Consider the following 20,048-nt stretch of genomic DNA (forward strand, 5'->3'; position numbering starts at 1 on the left):
GCAAGATTCTCACCCACCTGACCGCAACACACACCGTAGCGCTGGCCTGAATGAGCACCCCAGGGCCGAAAAAGAGGTGACCCGGGCATCGAACCCGAGCCACCCCTTTACAACGTCGAACTACCGCTCACACAAAATGCAACAGCCCCTCGAGGGCACATAATCGCACCACTGCGGCGCAGCCGCACTCATTCCCAGCTGGAGACGACTTTGCGCGTCGGGCGTTCGTTGCTGTTGGAGAACAGGTGTGGGCTTTTGCTCTTGATGTATTCGACGTCGGCGAACACGGCGCGCAGGTGCTCGCGCATCGACTGGGCGGCGGCCTCGAAGTCTCGGGCTTCGAGGCCGTCGACTATTGCGGTGTGTTGTTCGATGAGGTCGGGGATGGGACGGGTATCGCGCAGACCGAGTCGTCGGGCCCGGTCCAGATGAGCTTTCGCGGATTCGACGGATCGCCATGCGGCGGAATGTCCTCCGGCTGCGAGGAGTAGCTGGTGGAATTGCTCGTCCAATTCGAAGAATTGGTCCATGTCGATTCCAGGCTCGGCCTGCGCTGCCAGATTGGCGCGCAACGCAGCGAGGTCCTCGTCCGAACGGGAGGTGACTGCATCTTTCAAAGATGCGGTTTCGATTGCCTCCCGGACGAATTGGGCATCGGCAACACGGTCGGTGTCGACCCGCGAGACGAAGGTGCCGAGTTGTGGGAAGACCTGAACCAGACCCTCTTCGGCCAACAGGATCAAGCTTTCGCGGACGGGTGTGCGGCTCACGGACATCTGCTCGGCGAGGTCGTTCTCCGACAGCGGGCTACCCGGGGGGAGCGTCAGCGACACGATGCGTAGGCGCAATTCTCGGTACGCCCGCTCCCGTGCGGTGACTTTCCTGCTGCTCTGTGTGCTCACCGGTCAAGACTAACGTGACCTCGTCGGTGACCCACAGGGCCGAAGCCTTGACGAAGTGCTGCCCATCACTAGTATGGTAGTACTGATATTCAAGGCACTACGGCGGAGGCTCTACAGCGATGGCAGTGATCAGCGGCAACGACGAGGCAGCCGTCCTACACGGTCCACGTGACCTGCGGATCGAGAAGATCGACCGTATGCAGGTCGGCGACAGCCAGGTCAGGGTGGAGGTACACGGCGTGAGCCTGTGTGGCTCGGACCTGCACTACTACGCCGACGGCCGCAACGGCTCCAACTCGCTGACGCAGCCCACCGTCTTGGGCCACGAGGGATTCGGGGTCGTCACCGAGGTCGGCGCGGGCGTGTCCCAGGACCGGATCGGCCAGCGAGTGGCCATCGAACCCGCGATTCCGAACGGCACCTCACCGCTGAGCCTGAGCGGTCACTACAACGTCTGCCCCAGCGTTGTCTGTTTCGGATCCCCACCGAACCACGGACTGCTGCGGCAATCCGTCGTTCTCGCAAACGAATTCGCGCACCCACTCCCGGATTCGATCGACGACGATGTCGCAGCGCTCATCGAGCCCCTGGCCGTCGCAGCGTGGGCTGCCGCCAGAGTCGGCTCCGTGTTGGGCAAGCGCATCGCGATCACCGGTGCCGGGCCCATCGGTCTGTTGGTTCTGCAGACGGTCATCGCCCTGGGCGCGTCGGAGACGACCATCACCGACGTCGCACCCGCTCGGCTCGAGGTCGCGGCAGCGCTGGGTGCAACCACGACGTTGCGTTCCGGCGACGACGCACTGCCGGAAGGCGCTTTCGACATCGCCTTCGACTGCTCGGGACACCCCGGAGCCATTGCCGACGCGGCACGCTCACTCGGCCCGGCAGGAATTCTGGCGCTCGTCGGCGTGCCCGGACGCGCGTCTGCCGAATTCCCCATCGGAGCAGTGCAACGCTGGGAGCTCGACATCCGCGGGTGCTTCCGTTACGGCCCCTCGGCATTCGCCGACGCGATCGCACTCGCCGGATCGGCGCGAGTGGACCTCGCGGCGCTCGTCACATCGACGTACCCGTTGGCCGAATCTGCCGCAGCGCTCGAGGCCGCGCTCACCGACCCCAGCCAGCTCAAGATCGTCATCGACACCACTTCGCAAGGACCGCAATGAAAATCATCGATGCCACCGTCATCGTGACGGCTCCGGGCCGCAACTACGTCACGCTCAAGATCACCACCGACGAGGGCATCGTCGGGTGGGGTGATGCGACGCTGAACGGACGCGAGCTCGCAGTCGAGTCGTACTTGAAGGACCACATTGCGCCACTTCTGATCGGACGCGATCCCCATCGGATCGAAGACATCTGGCAGTACCTGTACAAGGGTGCCTACTGGCGACGTGGGCCGGTGACCATGACGGCCATCGCAGCCGTCGACGTCGCACTGTGGGACATCAAGGGCAAGGCCGCCGATATGCCGGTCTACCAGCTCCTCGGTGGTGCTGCACGAGACGGGATCATGGTCTACGGGCACGCCAGCGGCGGTAGCATCGAAGAGATGCTCGACGACGTCCAAGCGCATCTCGACAAGGGCTACAAAGCAATTCGTGCCCAGTCGGCCATTCCCGGTCTCAAGAAGACCTACGGAATTCCGGTCGACGGCTTCTACGAACCCGCATCCGGCGCTGCGCCGCAGGAAGATTCGTGGGATACCGCCCCGTACATGCGGTTCGCACCGCAGATGCTCGGTGCCGTGCGCGAACGTCACGGGTTCGACTTCCATCTCCTGCACGACGTGCATCACCGTCTGAGTCCGATCGAGGCCGGACGCCTGGGTCGCGACCTCGAAGAGATGCGGATGTTCTGGATCGAGGATCCCACTCCAGCCGAGGATCAGAGCGCCTTCGCCACCATTCGCCAACACACGACCACCCCCATCGCCGTCGGCGAGATCTTCAACTCGATCTGGGACTGCCAGGATCTGATCACCAACCGGTGGATCGACTACATCCGAGCGTCGGTCTCACACGCCGGCGGCATCACCCATCTGCGCAGAATCTTCTCGTTGGCGGATCTCTACGGCGTTCGGTCCGGATCTCATGGTGCGGGCGATCTTTCGCCCGTCTCCCTCGCAGCCGCATTGCATGTCGATCTGTCGATCCCGAACTTCGGCGTGCAGGAGTACATGGGTCACGTCGACCCGACCGGCGATGTGTTCCAGACCAGCTACACCTTCACCGACGGTTTCATGCACCCGGGAAACAAGCCGGGCATCGGCGTCGAGGTGAACGAAGAGGCCGCCGCGAAGTACCCGTACAACCCCAAGTATCTGCCCGTCAATCGCCGTCTCGACGGCAGCATGCACGATTGGTGAAGCGCCACATGACCACAACGCAATTCGATGTCGTCCTGCTCGGCGAGCCCCTCGTCGAGGTCTCGACCACCGAGGCCTTCCGACACGGAGCGCACGGGGTGCTCGGGGTGTCGGGAGATGTCGTCAACGCAGGTGCCGCTGCCGCGGCCGCGGGTGCCTCGGTCGCGCTGATCGCGCGGGTATCCGACGACGAGCTCGGCGACGCCGTCTGTCGGCGAATTCGTGAACTCGGTATCGACGACACCTACATTCGGCGAGTTCCCGGACAGCAGGGTGTCTATTTCCTGCACATCGATCCGGAGGGGAATCGCCAGTTCTCCTATGCCCGAGCCGGATCGGTGGGCAGTCAGCTCGATGTGGCAGACCTGCCCGAGGGTGTGATCGAGCAGGCGGGTGCCGTGCTGGGCGGCGGAATCGCTGCGGCACTGTCGCCGACGCTCGCCCGCACGATGCTGCACGCGGCGCAGCGCTCGGGCAGATTCGTCTACGACCCCAACTTTCGCCCCAGGTTGACCACGGCCGACGAGGCCCGCGCATTCCTGCAGAGCGTTGCTCCCTGTACCGAGGTGATGGTGCCATCGGCACCGAGCGAGATCGAATTGCTCCTGGGCACAACCGAACCGGAGGCTGCTGCAGCTTTCCTGATGAGCTGGGGTGCACGTTCCGTGGTGGTCACGCGAGGGTCCGAAGGGTCCAGCATCTTCACCGCTGCGGGGACGTCGCACCAGCCGGTGATCCCCGCGCTCGAGGTCATCGATCAGACCGGTGCCGGTGATGTGTTCGCCGGCACCCTGACGGCGCGTCTCGCTCTCGGCGACGATCTTCGCGAGGCGGCGGCCATGGCAGCTGCTGCGGCATCGCTGAGCGTCGGCGGGCGGGGCGGCACTGGTCTCATCGCACCGCTGTCCGAAATCCGACGTCACAGAGAACGAGTGACGACATGACGGTGGCCACGCGATTGTCCGATGCGACCGCCGAGGTCGTTCGTCCCACCGCCAGCGGAATCGTGCATCTCGGCGTCGGGGCATTCCATCGGGCGCATCAGGCCGCGTTCACCTCCGAGGCGGCGCTGCTGACCGGTGAGACCAATTGGGGCATCACCGGTTTCACCCAGCGCAGTAACACCGTGGTGGAACAGCTTGCCCCACAGGACGGGTTGTTCACCCTGGTGCAGAAGGGAACCGAGGAGACGACGGCGACCGTCGTCGGTTCGATGCTCGCCGTACGGAACGCAGCCGCGAACCCCGACGCGGTGGTCGAGGCCATCGCCGATCCCGCAACGCACATCGTCACGCTGACGGTGACCGAGAAGGGCTATCGACTCGACCCCGCGTCGGGTCGATTGCGCCTGGACGATCCGGAGATCGCGGCGGATCTGGCCGGCAGGCCGCCGCGCACCGTTGCCGGACAGTTGGTGGCGGGCCTGGCTCGACGCATGGCGGGCGATGCGCCTCTCACGGTGTTGTGTTGCGACAACCTACCGTCGAACGGGCGGATTCTGTCCGAACTCGTCAGTGCTTTCGTCGAGGCCCGCGGCATGAACGACGGCCTGGCCGAATGGATCTCGCGTCGAGTCACATTCCCCAGCAGCATGGTCGATCGAATCGTGCCGGCTACCACTGATGAGGACAGGGCGGACAACGAACGAAGAACGGGACTGCGCGACGATGCCCTGGTGGTGTGCGAGCCCTTCCGGCAATGGGTGATCGAGGACAATTTCGCTGGTCCGCGTCCGGCCTGGGATCGAGTGGGCGTGCAGTTCGTCGACGACGTGGAGCCGTGGGAGACCATGAAGTTGCGCGTCCTCAATGCCACTCACTCGGTGTTGGCCTACCTCGGAATTCTGCTTGGACACAACACCATCGCGGAGGCGGTCCAGGATCCGGAGCTCGACGAGATCTGCCGGGCCATGGTTCTCCGAGACGTGGCACCGACGACGACCGGCGGAATGGACGCTGTCGGCTACGGCAACGAGGTCCGCGCACGATTCGCCAATCCGGCGCTGAAACACACCACCCGGCAGGTGGCGATGGACGGATCGCAGAAGCTCGGACCGCGCCTACTCGGAACCGTGCGGGACGCCACAGACGCCGGTGGTTCGACGGACATGCTCGCCCTTGCCGTCGCAGCCTGGTGCGCCTTCGTTCTGGCCGAGACGGAAGCCGGACGTGCACTGGACGATCCGTTGTCGGCGCAGTTGGCTCGGGCCGGGTCGGCGTCGGACCTGCTCGCTGTCGAGTCCATCTTCGGGTCCGATCTCGGGCCCACGTCACCGTTCGGCACGCAGGTCGTTGCGTGGACCGACTTCCTACGGACCAACTCGCTCGGCGAGTGGAAACGAGTACTCGTATGACCTTCGAACCCACTATTTCTGGCGAAAGCCTTACCGCTCGCGACGTATTGCGCGTGAGCCCGGTGATTCCTGTGGTGGTCATCGATCGGGTCGAGGACGCAGTGCCGCTGGCGCGTGCACTCTATGCGGGCGGTATCGGCATCATCGAGATGACGTTGCGGTCCGAGGCCGGGCTCGGTGCCATTGCGGCAATCGCTGCGGACGTGCCGGAAGTGGTCATCGGCGCGGGAACGGTGTTGAACCGCGACGATGCCATGAGATCGGTGGATGCCGGCTCGAGATTCCTGGTCTCACCCGGATCGTCGAAGGGTCTCCTCGACGCGGTACGCACGCTACCGGTGCCTGTTCTGTCGGGCGTGTCGACTGCGACCGAGGCGATGACCGTTGCCGAGGCCGGATCGACCGAGATGAAGTTCTTTCCCGCCGAGTTCTCCGGTGGCGCAGCGGCACTGGGCGCGCTGGCAGGCCCGTTGCCGCACTTGACGTTCTGCCCCACCGGTGGGATCACCCCGCAGAACGCCGTCGACTACCTGGCGTTGCCGAATGTGGTGTGTGTCGGCGGTAGCTGGCTCACCCCGCGCTCATTGGTGCAGGCGGGGGACTGGGCCGCGATAGAGGAACTGGCCCGTTCTGCGAGTGCGCTCGGCACCGCGTAGTTCGGTTCGCGAAGGGTCATTGACGTATTGGTATAACAGTGCTTGTATATCACTGTGGCGAGCGCCACCAACCCTCCTCGATGAGGCACAGGTCTCGCGGAGGCCGCGGCGAACTCGCATCATGAACTCATCGATCATCACCAGCAATGGAGCTTCGGATGTCACAGGACACCAACGAGTCGACGGACGATCGCGGTAACACCGCCGTCCCGACTCGCAGCACTAAAGACCTCACCAAGGCGGCGATGTCCGGTTGGCTGGGTACGGCAATGGAGTTCATGGACTTCCAGCTGTATTCGCTCGCCGCCGCAATCGTTTTCAATCGCATCTTCTTCCCCGACGTGAGCCCGGCGATCGGCTTGATCGCCGCCATGGCCACCTACGGTGTCGGCTACGTGGCCCGCCTGGTCGGTGCCATCTACTTCGGCCGGATGGGCGATCGGATCGGTCGAAAGAAGGTCCTGTTCATCACCATTGCCATGATGGGCGCATCCACCACCCTCATCGGCGCACTGCCGACGTACGACGCGATCGGCATCATGGCACCGATCCTGCTCGTCGCCCTTCGCCTCATCCAGGGATTCGGCGCCGGAGCCGAAATCGCCGGGGCGACGGTCATGTTGGTCGAATACGCACCGGACAAGCGTCGAGGCCTCATCGCATCGCTGGTCTCTCTGGGAACCAACTCCGGAACCCTTGCGGCCTCGGCTATCTGGGCCCTGCTGCTCGCTGTCCTGTCCGAGGATCAGTTGCTCAGCTGGGGCTGGCGAGTGCCGTTCCTCGCGAGCTTCTTCCTGATGATCTTCGCGGTGTGGTTGCGCTCGAACCTGAAGGAAAGCCCGGTCTTCGAGGAGCGTGCCGATGTGGTCGACGGTGTGGCTCTCTCGCGCGACGAGATCGAGAAGACCGACGAGGACGTGAAGGTCAGCGTTCTCGAGTCCGGTCTCAAGCAGAAGAAGGGGCGCGCGTTCTTCATCGCGCTGGGTCTGCGGTTCGGTCAGGCGGGCAACTCCGGACTGATTCAGACGTTCCTGGTCGGTTACATCGCGTCGACGCTGCTGATCGATCGTTCCATCGCCACCAGCGCGATCGTCTACGGCTCGCTCATCGGATTCGCCACCATTCCGATCATCGGAATCCTGGGCGACAAGTTCGGCCGCCGTCCGATGTACATGGTGCTCAGCGCCCTCACCATGATTCTGGCGTTCCCGCTGATGCTGATGGTCACCAGCGGCAACACCGTAGCCCTCGTCGTCGCAATGGTTCTTGCTCTGAACCTCGGTGTGCTGGGCCTGTTCTCGCTCGAAAGCGTGACGATGGCGGAGCTGTTCGGCGCACGTACCCGCTTCACGCAGCTCGCGCTGTCCAAGGAGATCGGCGGCATTCTCGCCACTGCCATCGGACCGCTGCTCGCGGCCAGCCTCACCGCATGGACCGGTAGCTGGTGGCCCATCGCGGCGATGCTCGTGATCTACTCCGCGATCACCCTGGTGTCGGCCTACCTGGCACCGGAAACCAAGGGTCGCGATCTCGTCAGACTGGCCGACGCAGCCTGAGATGTCCGCAGTGGTGCAGTTGAGCCCATAGCTGCACCACTGCAGGGCAATTGGGCCGGAAAAAATCGAACAACCCTCTTGGCACTCTCCGGCGGAGAGTGCTAATTTGGGTTCTGCACAGTGAAGGGCGGCCCGCCACAGGGGCGGACGCTTCGTCGTACAGGAGGTGGTTGCTGTGCTTCGCTTCGATCCGTTCCGTGACCTCGACTCCATTGCTGCCGGCATGCTCGGCGCGACCAGTGGTTCGGACCGTGCGCCCAGATTCATGCCGATGGATCTGTACAAGCTCGACGACCATTACGTACTCAACGCCGACCTACCCGGCGTCGATCCCGGCTCCATCGACGTCGACATCGACCGCGGCACCCTCACTCTGACGGCACATCGCACCGCTCCGAGTAGTGATGGTGTGCAGTGGCTTTCGTCGGAGCGGTTCGCCGGAACGTACCGTCGGCAACTCTCCCTGGGAGACGGCGTCGACGCGGAGAAGATCTCGGCCTCCTACGACAACGGCGTCCTGACGGTCACCATCCCGCTGGCGGAGCGGGCGAAGCCGCGCAAGATCGAGATCGCTCACGACAACACGCAGAAGACCATCGAGCCGCAGAAGAGCTGAGTGCGCTTCGCGCAGTGGTGCGGCAATGCGCCGCCCAGGGCACATAACCGCACCACTGCCGCAGGCACTCACACTGCGTTGTGAAATTTGTTCTCGGCGGCCAGCATCCCCTCGAACCACCTGTCGAGTGTCTCGTCGTCCACGGCGGCCATCCGGTCGACTTCTCGGGCCAGAGCGTCGACCTGAGCGGCAAACGCTGATCGAGTGTGCATCGCAATCCATTCCTGAAGTGCCGGTTCGCGTTCGGTGGAGAACCTCATCGCAGTTCGGCACCACGACAAGTACAGAGTCTCGGCGGCGAACATCGCTACCAGAGCGGCACTTCTACCTTCTCGCTGCGCGAGTCCGAGGGCATAGTCCGACAGCGCCGAGGAACTCGCGATCAACTCTTCGGTATTGCCGTCGAACGGAAACTTCTCGCGGAGACCGGCGAAGTACGCTCGCTGTTCTCCGACGAGGTTCGACATCGACATCACATGATCCGACGCGTCGTCCAACGACGTCGACTCCGCGACGACCAGCCCCAGAATGCGGACTGCAGTGAGTACGAACGCCTCCTCGATCACCAGGTACCTTCGAAAGTCCCCATCGGAGAGTGATCCGTCCGTCGATTGCACGATGAACCGAACTTGCTGAGCAGCAGCGAGGTTGGGCTGTTGACGCTCGACGAGTTGCTGCGAGCGGGTCACGCGCCGGCAACCCACGTGATCAAGCCGTCGAACAGGTCGGTGTAACCGGGCCATTGTTCGCAGAACTCGGGCGGGGCCCAGTGCGGCGAGCAATCGGAGGTGAAGACCGCAGATCGGCCCGAGCCGTATTCGCCGACCGCGACGAGCGGATCTCCATTGATGGTGGCGGGCACGGCAGCGCCCTCCTTCGGTACCACTCGGTTGTAACCGAGCAAGGCGGGCCACTGTGTTCCGCTGGCACCCAGTGCGGCGTGCGTGCTGTCGACGACATCGGGAACCATTCCGCCGGGAGCCTCGACTCGGTCGTCTTCGGCCAGCAGTGTCACCGGCAATACGTCGGCGAGCACAGTCTGCCGATACGCGGCGCGCGCTTGGAAACCGGAGAACGACAGGTACCCGCCGATCATGATCAGTCCTCCTCCGCTGCTCACCCACTCACGCAGTGCGGCAAGCCTGTCGTCGCCGGCCTGGAAGCGGTCGAACACGTTGGGCGCGAGCTGAATCGAATTGGCTCCGATGTCCGAGAGCACAATGACGTCGAACTCGGACAGGGCCTCGGCCGTGCCGGGGAATTGTGTGGGAACGAGGTGCGCGGGCATGTGAACCACTTCGTGCCCACGCGAGGTGAGTGCGTCACGCAGGGGTCCGACCCCTTCGACATAGGAATGGACGGTGAATTCGTCGACGCCTTTGACGTGGGTGGACGAGGTCATCCAGCTTTCGCCGGCGATCAGAACTTTCTTACCCATGGTGGTTCTCTATCCTTTTCCGGCGCTCTCGAAGAGCGACCTGGGGTTGTCCTGCATGAGCGAGGAGACGTGGTGTGCGTCCATTCCGCTGCGGACCAGCCGCGCTGCGAAAGAGACTGGAACGTAGGCCAATCCGTTGCCACCGAACTTGCGGAGCATCGACTTGAGAAACAGATCGTGACTGAGCAGCAACTGGGATCGATAGCCGCCACCGACGAGGCCGCAGATCGCGAACGCCGTATCGGCGGGCGACGGCGACTGGCCCTCGCCTGCGAACTCGAAGGGCATGCCGATCATGTCGAACTCGAGGAAGACTCCGCGATCGGCGAGGGCGCACTGATAGTCGGGGTCGTCGCCCGAGGGGTCCATGTGGCAGAGCACCACAGCTGCCGGGTCGACACCCATCTCGTCCACGACGATGTCGAGGACTTGATGCCCTCTGCGTTGCCAGCCCGGGAGATGGACGAACAAGGGTACGTAGGTTTCTCTTTGGGCGATGCAGGCGGCTCTCAGCGCTTTGGCCTCGGCGTCGGTGAACGACGGCGAAACGCCGATCTCACCGATCACCCCCGGCCGCGGCCCGTCGCCGGTGAATTCGGCGATGAGCCGGGCCGCGAGGTTGTCGATACCGAGCGCGGTGACCTCGGGCGGGTGCGTGGGTTCGAGATACCAGCCCGAACCCATGACGACGCGTACTCCGGTCTCGCGTGAGTAGTGCTCGAGGATCTCGGGTCGCCGCCCGATGCCCGGCGGCGTGAGGTCGACGACCGTGGTACCGCCGTTGTCCGCGAACACTTTCAGGTCGTCGAGTACGGCCGCCGCGTCGTCCACTCGGCAGTTGTCTGCGCTGTGGTACGGGTTGTCGTGCAGCAGCCAGGCGCGGTCCGCCGATACCGGACCGGACAGCAACTGCGCCAGAGCCGGGTCGGCAGCTTCGGAATACGCGGCCGAGGCGTCGTTGTGCAGATGCTCGTGCGGTAGCACCAGTCCCAGTTCGCTGGAGTCGATCGGCCCGGTGACGGTCTGGACGATCATTGCTTACCCGGTGCGCTCTGCAGGTGCTTGAACAGCGAAGCCAGAGAGTGCCCGCGCATGTTGATCCAGATGGCAACGAGCAGAACGACACCGGTGATGATCGGTGTCAGGAACGGGCTCACACCGAGTAGCGTCAGGCCGTTGGCGATGATGCCGGTCAACACTGCACCGATGACGGTGCCGATGACCGTTCCCCGGCCGCCGAACAGGTTGGTGCCTCCCAACACCACTGCGGTGATGACGGTGAGCTCGAAACCATTGGCGGAGTTGGCCGATCCCGATCCGAGTCGTGCAGCGATCAATAGGCCCGCGATGCCCGCGGCGAGCCCGGTGAACACCAGGGTCATCATCAGCACGCGACGGGTGTTGACGCCGGAGCGTCGGACGGATTCGACGTTCGAGCCGATTCCGGTGACGTAGCGGCCGAATCGTGTGCGGTTGAGCGCAACAGCGCCGACGATCACTACGGCCAGAGCAATCCATGCGCTTGCCGAAAAGCCAAGCCACGACGCCGTACCCAGTTTCGCGAAGGCGGTACCGGGAGTGATCGGTACCGAGAAGCCCTCGGTCCTGTACAACGCGATGCCGCGAATGATCGACAGGGTCGCCAGGGTGACGATGAACGGCGGAATGCCCTGATACGCGGCGAGCCAACCGTTGACCAAGCCCCATGCGGCACCCATCAGAGGTGCCGCGACGAATACCACCGACGAGTCGACTCCGGCTTGGATGAGTTCGGCGCTCATCGCGGCGACGAAGGCAACGGTCGCTCCGACCGACAGATCGATCTGACCGGTGGTGATCACGAACGTCATGGCGACGGCGATGATGAGAACCGGAGCAATCTGCGTCGCGAGATTCGAGATGTTGGTGAAGGTCAAGAACGAGGACGTCGTCACCGAGAACACCAGGGCCACTGCGATGGTGACCGCGAGCATGGCCAGGGTCGGCTTGTTGGTCTGCTGCCACAGAGTCGGGCGAGCCGCGAGTTTCTCCACGGTCGGCTGGGCTTTCTTGTCCACGGTGATCATGGGCGGCCTTCCGGCGAGGAGGGTGAACGCTGGGGAACCGGCGTGCGCGTGATCAATCCGACGAGCGACTCGATGTTCAGATCGCCGATCGGAACATCGTCGACGCTCTGCCCCTCGTACATGACGGTGATGCGGTCGCAGACCCGGAACAGGTCCTGTAGGCGGTGCGTCACCAGGATGACTCCGACGCCTTGGGCTGCGACGTCGGTGATGAGCTTCAGAACCGATTCCACCTCTGCCACAGCAAGAGCGGCGGTGGGTTCGTCCAGAATCAACACGTCCGGTCGAAACGAGACCGCGCGTGCGATGGCTACCGTCTGGCGTTGCCCACCGGAGAGTTGCCCGATCTCCTGGTAGGTCGACTTCACCTTCACGTGCAGGTCCGCCAGAATTTTGGCGGAACGTTCGTGCATCCCGTGGCGATCGAGGAACGGCCCCTTGCGTGGCTCGCGGCCGAGGAACAGATTGCTTGCGACGTCCAAGGTGTCGCAGAGGGCGAGGTCTTGGTAGACGATGCCGATTTTCTTCTGTTGTGCGTCCAGCGGTGTCGAGAAGCGCACGGGTTCTCCGTTGACGCGCATCTCGCCACCGTCGTGTTGGACGGCACCGGCAAGGATTTTCATGAGCGTCGACTTGCCGGCGCCGTTGTCTCCGACGACGCCGAGTACTTCGCCGCGGGCGAGTCGAAGGTCGACTCCGCGAAGCGATTTCACCGGGCCGTACGATTTGGTGATTCCCGAGAGTTCGATCAGTGGCGCGACCGTCAGGTCTTGTTGTGCCATAGGGCTACTTCTCCAGGTAGTACATGTAGTCGCCGACGTTCTCCGGAGTGACGATCTGGGTCGGTACCGGGATGTCAGCGGGTGCGGTCCGTCCGCAGCCGAGGTCGATGGCGGCATTCATGGCCTCGTAGCCGAACTCGAAGGTGTTCTGCTGCACGACGCCTTTCAGCCACCCTGCGTTGAGAGCGGAGACGGCCTGATCGGACAGATCCCAGCCGACGGCCTGAATTCGGTCCTGGGCGTTCTGGCTGTTCACCGCGGCGACCAATCCGATCAGAGCAGGCTCCCCGGTGGCGTACACGTACTGCATGTCCGGGTTGCCGGTGAGCAGGTTCTCGGCTGCGGTCTGCGCGTTCTCCTGGATGTTGCGGCCGTCGACCACGGTGCCGACGGTCATCCCGGCCGCCGAGACGGTATCGGTGAAGCCCTTCTGACGTTCGAGTTGGATGGTGCTGTTGAGTGCGCCGACGATTCCCACGGTGCCGGTGTTGTTCGCCAACGCAGTGAGGGTGTCGCCGATCTGAACGCCGCCTTCGGCGTTGGCGGTGCCGACCTGCGTGTCCACGGCAGGATCGTCGACGGTCGCGTCGACTGCGACGACCGGGATGCCCGCAGCATCGGCCTTGACGATCGAGGGCTTGATGCCGTCCGTGTCGATGGCATCGACGATGATCGCGTCGACGCCCGAGGCGATGAGGTTGTCGAAAGCGTTGGCCTGGCTGACCGAGTCGTCGTTGCCGCTGATGATCTGCAGTTCGACGCCGGTCTGGTCGGCGATCTTCTGGGCTGCGTTGTTGATCTGGTTGAAGAACAGGGCCTGCAGGTTGATGGTGACGAGGCCGACCTTGAGGGTGCCGTTCTTGCCGTCGCACGAATCGGCGACGCGGCTCGGATCCGGGATGCTCGACGCGGCTGCGTCGGTTCCGCCCGCGGTGTCGCTGCTGGATGCGGAGTCGCACGAGGTGAGGGTGAGCGCGAGTGCGGCACCGAGAACGAGGGGGAGTGCGCGTTTGATCATCGGGTCTCCTGAAGGTCGACAGTGGCGAGCGTGGTCGTGAAGTCGGTGAGTTCGGTCGGCGTGGGGCATCCGCGTGGTCCGGCTGTGGCGCAGGCGAGTGCTGCCGAGATTCCCGCCATTCGGGCTGCGTGGATCGGGGGTTCGCCCGCGTCGATGAAGGCGATGTAGGTGCCGCAGAAGCAGTCTCCGGCTCCGACGGCATCTATGACGTCGACCGGTACTGCCGGTTCGGTGATGGTCTCACCCGAGGGTGTGACCAGGGTCCACCCGCGTTCGCCGTCGGTGACGACGAGGTGGGTGTCGTGCTCGGCGGTCAGTATCGGCCACCGTTCGGCTGGAATGCCGAAGCTGTTCTGCCACAGACTGCGTCCGACGATGACGTGGTCGGCAAGGGCAAATGCGTGCAGTGCGGCGTCGACGTCGTCGCAGCCGTCGAGGTCGATGGCGAGGCCGACGTTGTCGGGGAGCGTGGGTGGGAGCATCGATGCGCGGTAGCCGTCGAGGAACACGCGTCCACCGTCGATCGAGAGCTTGTCGAGGACCGTGCGTAGTCTGCCTGCGTCGTTGGCGTCGTCCTGGCTGATGATCGATCGGTCCCCGCCGTCGGCGATGAGAACCACTGCGGTGGAGAGGAATGCGTCGCGCGGTGCCCAGCTGGTGTCGACTCCGTCGCGTTCGAGGGCCGCGAGGAATTCGGAGGATCGAATGTCCGGGCCCACCGCGCCGGCGAACGCGACGCGGGCTCCCATGCGGGCTGCCGACACTGCGGCGTTGGCATTCATGCCGCCGTCGATCGACTCGATCGTCGTGGCCTGCACCCTCTCTCCGAGGGTCGGAACATGCGGAACATGAACCGTGACATCGTTGTTGGCGTAGCCGAAAAATACGATCATCGTCTACTTCCCGGCTGCGCGGGACACGTCGCGAACCTTCTCGCCGGAGACCCGGCCCCACCAGCGTGCATTCTCCTTCACCGAAGAAGCGATGATGGCACCGTCGCATTCGTTCATCAGGTCGGCGACGTTGGCCGCCGTGATTCCCGATCCGATGATGACGGGGAGGACCGTGTTGTTCTTGATGACCGACACCTCGTCGACCGAGGCGGCGTCACCGGTTCTCGAGCCGGTTGCGATGAGCACGTCTGCGTCGAAGAATTCTGCGTCCTCGGTCTGTTCGGCGATGGTGCGATCGGCAACGATGGCGTGGGCACCGTGCTTGACGTGAACGTCGGCGAAGATCTTGACCGGGTCGGCACCGATGCGGTGGCGAAAGCGGGTGGTCTTGGCTGCCTGGCCTTCGATGAATCCCTCGTTGGCGATGTAGGCGTTTGCCCACTGGTTGACCCGCACGAAGCTCGCTCCGGCGGCCCACGCTGCGGCCACGCCGCATTCGCCCGCGTTGGACAGGATTGATACTCCGACTCTGCTGCCGAACTCACCGACGACGGAGGCGGTGACGACGCCCATGCTGGCCGCTGTTTCGTATCCGTGCTCTCCGGGCTTGAGGAAGGGTATGTCCCAATGATTTTCGACGATGACGCCATCGAATCCGTTGTCGATGTACGCGTGCGCCTCCTCCACGGCGAAGCCTGCGATCTCGGAGACGGGCTGGCCCTTGTAGTGCGGGCTGCCCGGCAGTGCGGGTAGGTGGATCGCGCCGATGAGTGCGGGTGCGGAGGTGAACATCTCGGCCAGCGCCGACGGCTTTGTCGGAAATACCCCCAGCGAAGCTGAGGGGTTCGGATCCGACGGGGACGTACTCACGTAAGGAGCTCCTCTGGTGTGGGCATCGACCAAGGCGATGTAATCGATTGCCTCGTATGTATGCACCGTAGGGGATCGACACCGGGGCGTGTCAAGGAATTCTTGAGTCGTTTATGTAAACGATTACCTCTACTGTGCAAACAGCATCGCAAGCGACCGTGCGGTTCGCTAGCCTCGGTTCACACGCGAGAGTAGGAGTTGGATGCGCAAAGCAACCATTCGTGACGTCGCGGAGCGCGCGGGCGTCTCGACAGCCACGGTGTCTCGGGCGCTCTCGGGGTCACGTCCGGTGTCGGACGACGTTGCCGCGAGTATTCGGCAGGCGGCGGCCGAACTCGGCTATTCGGGCAACATCATCGCCAGCTCTCTGCGCCGCAACCGCACGGACACGGTCGGGATGGTGGTGCCCAGTATTGCCAACCCGTTCTTTACCTCGCTCGTCGTCAACGTCGAACACGTTCTCTCGCAGCGTGGACTGCAGCTGTTCCTGTGCGATTCGCGATCGGATCCTGAAGTAGAGGCGCAACGGCTGCGTAGTCTGGTCTCGCGTCAGGTCGACGGCATCATCATCAGCCCGTGCCATGGAGAACGTTCCGCCGAGGCCGTTCGTGCGTCGGCCCGTGCGATCCCTGTGGTTCAGCTCGACCGCTTCGCTCTCGATACTCATACCGATTGGGTCGGCGTCGACGATGATGCCGCTCAGGGTCTGATCATGGATCACCTTGCTGCACAGGGGGTTCGGAGTGCCGCATTCATCAGTTCCGAGCTGACCAATTCGTCGACGGAGTTGCGGCGGGCGGGCTTCTTCCGCCATGCCGAGCGCGTGGGGATTCGGACGCGGGACGAGTGGACGTTGTTGGGTGATTATTCGATCGACTGGGGGCGTGAGTCGTCGCGCTCGATCCTCGCTTCTCCCACGCGGCCCGATGCGGTGGTGGGTGCGGACGACCTGATCGCCCTCGGGGTGCTGCAGAGCTGCCAGGCTCTGGGATTGTCGGTCCCGGGCGATGTGATGGTCACCGGGTTCGACGACATTCCGTTCTCTGCATTGAGCAATCCGCCGCTGACCACCATCCGGCAACCGCAGGAACGAATCGCTGAAGAGGCCACTCGCCTACTGGATCAGGCCATGAACAGCGATCACACCGGCACTGCGCACATCGCGTTGCAGCCGGAGTTGGTGGTCCGTCAGTCGACGGTCGGCCACGCACGCGTCGCCGCGGTGTAGGCCACGATCGCCGCATCGAGTTCGTCGAGCGTGACGGTTTCGTCGGCGGCGTGCATCAGTGCCGGCGTCCCCGGCCCCCACACGACAATAGGGGCACCGGGGGCAGCGGATCCGATGATGGACGCGTCGGTGAAGTACGTGACCGGTTCTGTAGCAACGGTATGCGGAAGGCCATCCACCCATCGGTCGCCTGGGGGTGTGCGAACTCCTGGCAGATCGATGCGAGCGTCGGCGTGATCGACCTCGGGTTGATCGCGCCACCAGGACAGCAGTGCCGAGCCGTCCCCGACGGTGCGATGGTCGACGACGACGTGTGCGGTGTCGGGAACGATGTTGGGTGCCGAGCCGCCGTCGATCAATCCCACGTTGAACGTTTCGGCGCCGAGGAACTGATCCGTAGACAGCGGGAGCTCGGTGCGGGCTCGTGCCAACACGTCGACCAGTTTCATGATTGCACTCTCACCCCGATGCGGAGTACTTCCGTGTGCTGCAATGCCTTTGGTGGTCACATCGACCCACAGTGCTCCTCGATGCCCCAGGTGTACCTGGTTCCCTGTCGCCTCGGGAACCACGACCGCTCCTACGGCGCACTCGGCGACGGCGTGGCGAGCGGCACGCGCACCGAGTGACCCGATCTCTTCGTCGCTGGTGAGCAACAGGGCGGCGGGAACCCCGTTGTCGAAGGCGTCCATCACCGCAGCGGTGGCGGCAACAAGCCCGGCCTTCATGTCCGAGGTGCCGCGGCCACGGAGAACACCGTGTTCGATATCTGCAGCGAAGGGATCGAACTGCCAATTCGACAGATCACCCGCCGGCACGGTGTCCACGTGGCACGCGAACATCAACCGCGTCGACGTCGGCGGGGAGGGATTGGTGATCAACAGCCATGGGTGGGGACCATCCGGATCGCCGTCGATGGCAAGGTCACCGACGCGGGCCCTGAGGACGGACACAATTGCGTCCATCGACGAGCGCTGGGGACGAGGATCACCCGACACAGTGGGCTGGGTGACCAGTTCGGTGAGAAGTCCGACGGAATCCATGACTCCAGTATGCCCGTGGTGCCTGCGGCAGTGGTGCGGCAGAGCGCCGCAGAAGGCACATGACCGCACCACTGCCGCAGGCATCTATGAGGCGTTGGCGATGATTGCCTGCGCGGCTTCGGTCGGTGCCTGAGTCGGGATCCAATGTGTTGCTCCGGCAAGCACAGTCAGGGTGTAGCGGGCATCGACGTACTGTTGTGCGCGTTCGATGGCCGAGCGGCCGATGAAGGTGTCGCCGTCACTCCACACCATCGACGTCGGGACCGTGATTCGCAGTCGACCGACGCCCGGGTTCGAGAACGGCAGTCCGCGATACCAAGTGACAGCGAAAGGAAGTGCGCCGTAGTCGACGATGTCCGTGCGGGTGCGCTCCAGGTCGTCCGCATTCATACCGCTTTTCTCATACCACTTTTCGGCCCTCTGGCCAGGTCGTGTCATCCATTTCTCGGGGAGCACCGGCAGTTGGAAGAATGCGAAGTACCAGGAGTGCAGAATTTGTCGTGAGGTGAGCAGAGCCGTGATGAACGACCCCGGATGCGGGACGGAGAACGCGGTCAGCGACGACATCAGATCCGGCCGCCGACCCGCGGTGACCCACGCGATGTTCGCTCCCCAGTCGTGGCCGACCAGATGCACCGGGGCTCCGATCGTGTCGATGAGGGCCACGACGTCGTCGACGAGCGCACCGATACGATAGTCGCGTCGGCGTTTGGGTCGGGCACCCGGCGAGTACCCGCGCTGATCGGGCGCGACTGTTCGGAACCCCGCCTCGTTCAGCTGGTCCATCACTGCGGACCACGACGCGGCACGTTCGGGAAAGCCGTGCAGCAGCAACACAATCGGTCCGTCCAGAGGTCCCTGGTCGAGGACGTCGAACTCGAGTCCGTCATGGGTGTAGCGTGCGATCCTCTCGCTCACCGAAGAATCCTTTCGTTGGTCAGCACGTGCTGGGAACCGATGCACCGGCGAATTCGGCGACGAGGAATTGCACGGCCGCGTCGTCGCTCACATTGTGTCCCTGCTCTGGTTGTTCCTGAGCGACAACCCGATCGCCGAGCGCACACGCTGCGCGGACGGCGTCGGCCGTCCACTGCGGTAGCACGAGGTCGTCGCGCGCACCGTAGGCGACGAACATCGGCACGGTGGTTCGTACCTGCGGGAGGGTATAGCGGCCGATCAGATCGAACAGCTTCTGTTCTGCCTCGGGGGATCTCGGTGCGAACTCCGTCGGTGCCATCTCGCTGACCGCGCGCTCCTTGGTTGCGGTGTTCGTGCCCTGGCACGCGAGTAGCAGTTCTGCGTTGGTCTGGGCCACCGTGCCGCTGTAGTCGCGAGGGTCGAGGGTGGGATCGACCTGTTGCGCCCCGTAGAGCAGGTACGGCAGCAGCCCTTTCTGCGGTGTGGTCAGGGTGCCGTCCCTGGCGGCACGCGCAAGCGGTGCCAGATCCGTGGGCGGGGACAGTGAGACCGAGGCGATCAGTTCCAGCCCCTGCCCGTAGCTGGAGTTCAATTCGTTTGCAGCCCAGGCGGCTTGCCCGCCCTGCGACAGTCCGACGGCCGCCCACCGAGCAGAGGTCCCGGGCAGGGCGTTGTGGACGGCGCGAGCCGCGTCGATCATGTTGTGTCCTGCAGTGCGCGGCTCCAGGTACGGGTGGGTGCCGTCTCCGCTGCCGAGTCCTTGGTAGTCGGGCAACACCGTGACGTAGCCGAGTTCGGTGAAAGCCTCGACCGTGGAGTCCAATCCGAGTAGGTCGGGGTAGAGGGACGGTCCGCAGTCGGCTTGTACGCCGGTGGTGCCGTGGCCGTAGACGACGATCGGCCATCCACCTGCCGGAGGTGTACCGGGCGGAACAGCGGCGACACCGGAGACCGCAGTCGCAGAATCATCGACACCGGATGTCGATTCGTACACGAAGCGATAGACGGTCGCACCTGTCGCAGTGAGCCTGGCCGACCGGGACCCGAAATCCTCCGATTCGAGCAGCGTCCCCGCAGTGCCCGTCAGCTCGTACTGCGACTGTGCTGCAGACGTACTTGCGGGCGCGGGTGACTCGGGCGCAGCGGGCGACGAACTGCATCCGACGGCCGTCACCAGCGTGAGCCCACACGCAGCTGCGAAGACTCGGCGAGACGGCAGGGCAATGGATGCGGGCATGCCGCGTGTCTACCAGACGTCGGTCAACATCAGGATAATGCCAACATCGAATCACCGGCATCGCAGTTCAGGGTTTGTCGCTTCTGATTTTCGGGGACTATCGC

General features: G+C 64.0%; 20 protein-coding genes. 8 read left to right on the top strand and 12 right to left on the bottom strand.

The genetic code is table 11. From position 1 onward, the window contains the following. Positions 1 to 188: 188 nt before the first annotated feature. Positions 189 to 902 (bottom strand): GntR family transcriptional regulator, encoded by a 714-nt coding sequence (locus CH285_RS08220; RefSeq protein ID WP_032389681.1) that lies wholly within the window; start codon positions 900 to 902, stop codon positions 189 to 191. 119 nt (positions 903 to 1,021) lie between these two features. Between CH285_RS08220 and CH285_RS08225 the strand changes: the two genes are divergently transcribed. From CH285_RS08225 to CH285_RS08255, 7 genes are all read left to right on the top strand, one after another. Next, positions 1,022 to 2,068, top strand: a complete 1,047-nt coding sequence (locus tag CH285_RS08225; RefSeq protein ID WP_032389682.1) for a sorbitol dehydrogenase — start codon at positions 1,022 to 1,024, stop codon at positions 2,066 to 2,068. Further along, positions 2,065 to 3,270: a D-mannonate dehydratase ManD gene (gene manD / locus CH285_RS08230; RefSeq protein WP_032374833.1), complete on the top strand. Its 1,206-nt coding sequence runs from the start codon at positions 2,065 to 2,067 to the stop codon at positions 3,268 to 3,270. The genes CH285_RS08225 and manD overlap by 4 nt, the downstream gene beginning before the upstream one ends. 8 nt (positions 3,271 to 3,278) lie before the next feature. Beyond that, positions 3,279 to 4,214 (top strand): sugar kinase, encoded by a 936-nt coding sequence (locus CH285_RS08235; protein ID WP_094643509.1) that lies wholly within the window; start codon positions 3,279 to 3,281, stop codon positions 4,212 to 4,214. After that, positions 4,211 to 5,623 carry a mannitol dehydrogenase family protein gene (locus CH285_RS08240; RefSeq protein ID WP_094643296.1) on the top strand — a complete coding sequence of 471 codons (1,413 nt, stop codon included), beginning with the start codon at positions 4,211 to 4,213 and terminating at the stop codon, positions 5,621 to 5,623. The genes CH285_RS08235 and CH285_RS08240 overlap by 4 nt, the downstream gene beginning before the upstream one ends. Then, positions 5,620 to 6,279, top strand: a complete 660-nt coding sequence (gene eda, locus CH285_RS08245) for a bifunctional 4-hydroxy-2-oxoglutarate aldolase/2-dehydro-3-deoxy-phosphogluconate aldolase (protein ID WP_094621353.1) — start codon at positions 5,620 to 5,622, stop codon at positions 6,277 to 6,279. The genes CH285_RS08240 and eda overlap by 4 nt, the downstream gene beginning before the upstream one ends. 158 nt (positions 6,280 to 6,437) lie before the next feature. Beyond that, the gene (locus CH285_RS08250) at positions 6,438 to 7,835 is read left to right on the top strand and encodes an MFS transporter (protein WP_027495424.1); all 1,398 of its coding nucleotides are present in this window, start codon (positions 6,438 to 6,440) and stop codon (positions 7,833 to 7,835) included. A gap of 175 nt (positions 7,836 to 8,010) precedes the next feature. Then, positions 8,011 to 8,451 (top strand): Hsp20/alpha crystallin family protein, encoded by a 441-nt coding sequence (locus CH285_RS08255; RefSeq protein WP_027495425.1) that lies wholly within the window; start codon positions 8,011 to 8,013, stop codon positions 8,449 to 8,451. Positions 8,452 to 8,519: 68 nt separating this feature from the next. Here the strand turns inward: CH285_RS08255 and CH285_RS08260 are convergent, their stop codons facing one another. Genes CH285_RS08260 through CH285_RS08295 form a run of 8 tightly spaced genes read right to left on the bottom strand, consistent with a single transcriptional unit; the run spans position 8,520 to position 15,518 of the window. Further along, entirely contained in the window at positions 8,520 to 9,140 is a 621-nt protein-coding gene (locus CH285_RS08260; protein ID WP_094643297.1) for a TenA family protein, read from the bottom strand. Then, entirely contained in the window at positions 9,137 to 9,889 is a 753-nt protein-coding gene (locus CH285_RS08265; protein ID WP_027495427.1) for a glutamine amidotransferase, read from the bottom strand. The genes CH285_RS08260 and CH285_RS08265 overlap by 4 nt, the downstream gene beginning before the upstream one ends. Positions 9,890 to 9,898: 9 nt before the next feature. Next, positions 9,899 to 10,924 carry a phosphotriesterase family protein gene (locus tag CH285_RS08270; protein ID WP_094643298.1) on the bottom strand — a complete coding sequence of 342 codons (1,026 nt, stop codon included), beginning with the start codon at positions 10,922 to 10,924 and terminating at the stop codon, positions 9,899 to 9,901. Next, entirely contained in the window at positions 10,921 to 11,955 is a 1,035-nt protein-coding gene (locus CH285_RS08275) for an ABC transporter permease (RefSeq protein WP_032367059.1), read from the bottom strand. The genes CH285_RS08270 and CH285_RS08275 overlap by 4 nt, the downstream gene beginning before the upstream one ends. Next, entirely contained in the window at positions 11,952 to 12,737 is a 786-nt protein-coding gene (locus CH285_RS08280; RefSeq protein ID WP_032392130.1) for an ATP-binding cassette domain-containing protein, read from the bottom strand. Before CH285_RS08280 ends, CH285_RS08275 begins: the two co-directional genes overlap by 4 nt. A gap of 4 nt (positions 12,738 to 12,741) precedes the next feature. After that, positions 12,742 to 13,755 carry a substrate-binding domain-containing protein gene (locus CH285_RS08285; RefSeq protein WP_032367057.1) on the bottom strand — a complete coding sequence of 338 codons (1,014 nt, stop codon included), beginning with the start codon at positions 13,753 to 13,755 and terminating at the stop codon, positions 12,742 to 12,744. Further along, positions 13,752 to 14,648 (bottom strand): carbohydrate kinase family protein, encoded by an 897-nt coding sequence (locus tag CH285_RS08290; RefSeq protein ID WP_094643299.1) that lies wholly within the window; start codon positions 14,646 to 14,648, stop codon positions 13,752 to 13,754. Before CH285_RS08290 ends, CH285_RS08285 begins: the two co-directional genes overlap by 4 nt. Before the next feature lie 3 nt (positions 14,649 to 14,651). Continuing rightward, entirely contained in the window at positions 14,652 to 15,518 is an 867-nt protein-coding gene (locus CH285_RS08295) for a BtpA/SgcQ family protein (RefSeq protein ID WP_230592013.1), read from the bottom strand. A 202-nt stretch (positions 15,519 to 15,720) separates the two neighbouring features. Between CH285_RS08295 and CH285_RS08300 the strand changes: the two genes are divergently transcribed. Then, entirely contained in the window at positions 15,721 to 16,746 is a 1,026-nt protein-coding gene (locus tag CH285_RS08300) for a LacI family DNA-binding transcriptional regulator (RefSeq protein WP_094643300.1), read from the top strand. On the opposite strand, the gene CH285_RS08305 is transcribed toward CH285_RS08300, so the two are convergent. The 3 genes from CH285_RS08305 to CH285_RS08315 form a co-directional block, all read right to left on the bottom strand. After that, positions 16,707 to 17,789 (bottom strand): M20 family metallopeptidase, encoded by a 1,083-nt coding sequence (locus CH285_RS08305; RefSeq protein WP_094643301.1) that lies wholly within the window; start codon positions 17,787 to 17,789, stop codon positions 16,707 to 16,709. The genes CH285_RS08300 and CH285_RS08305 overlap by 40 nt on opposite strands. A gap of 84 nt (positions 17,790 to 17,873) precedes the next feature. Further along, positions 17,874 to 18,707 (bottom strand): alpha/beta fold hydrolase, encoded by an 834-nt coding sequence (locus CH285_RS08310; protein ID WP_032389691.1) that lies wholly within the window; start codon positions 18,705 to 18,707, stop codon positions 17,874 to 17,876. Positions 18,708 to 18,726: 19 nt separating this feature from the next. Continuing rightward, positions 18,727 to 19,944, bottom strand: coding sequence for a lipase family protein (locus CH285_RS08315; protein ID WP_052066807.1), 1,218 nt, complete (start codon positions 19,942 to 19,944; stop codon positions 18,727 to 18,729). Positions 19,945 to 20,048 lie beyond the last annotated feature (104 nt).

Source organism: Rhodococcus sp. 05-2256-B1 (assembly GCF_002258465.1).
In the GTDB taxonomy this organism is placed as follows: domain Bacteria; phylum Actinomycetota; class Actinomycetes; order Mycobacteriales; family Mycobacteriaceae; genus Rhodococcoides; species Rhodococcoides fascians.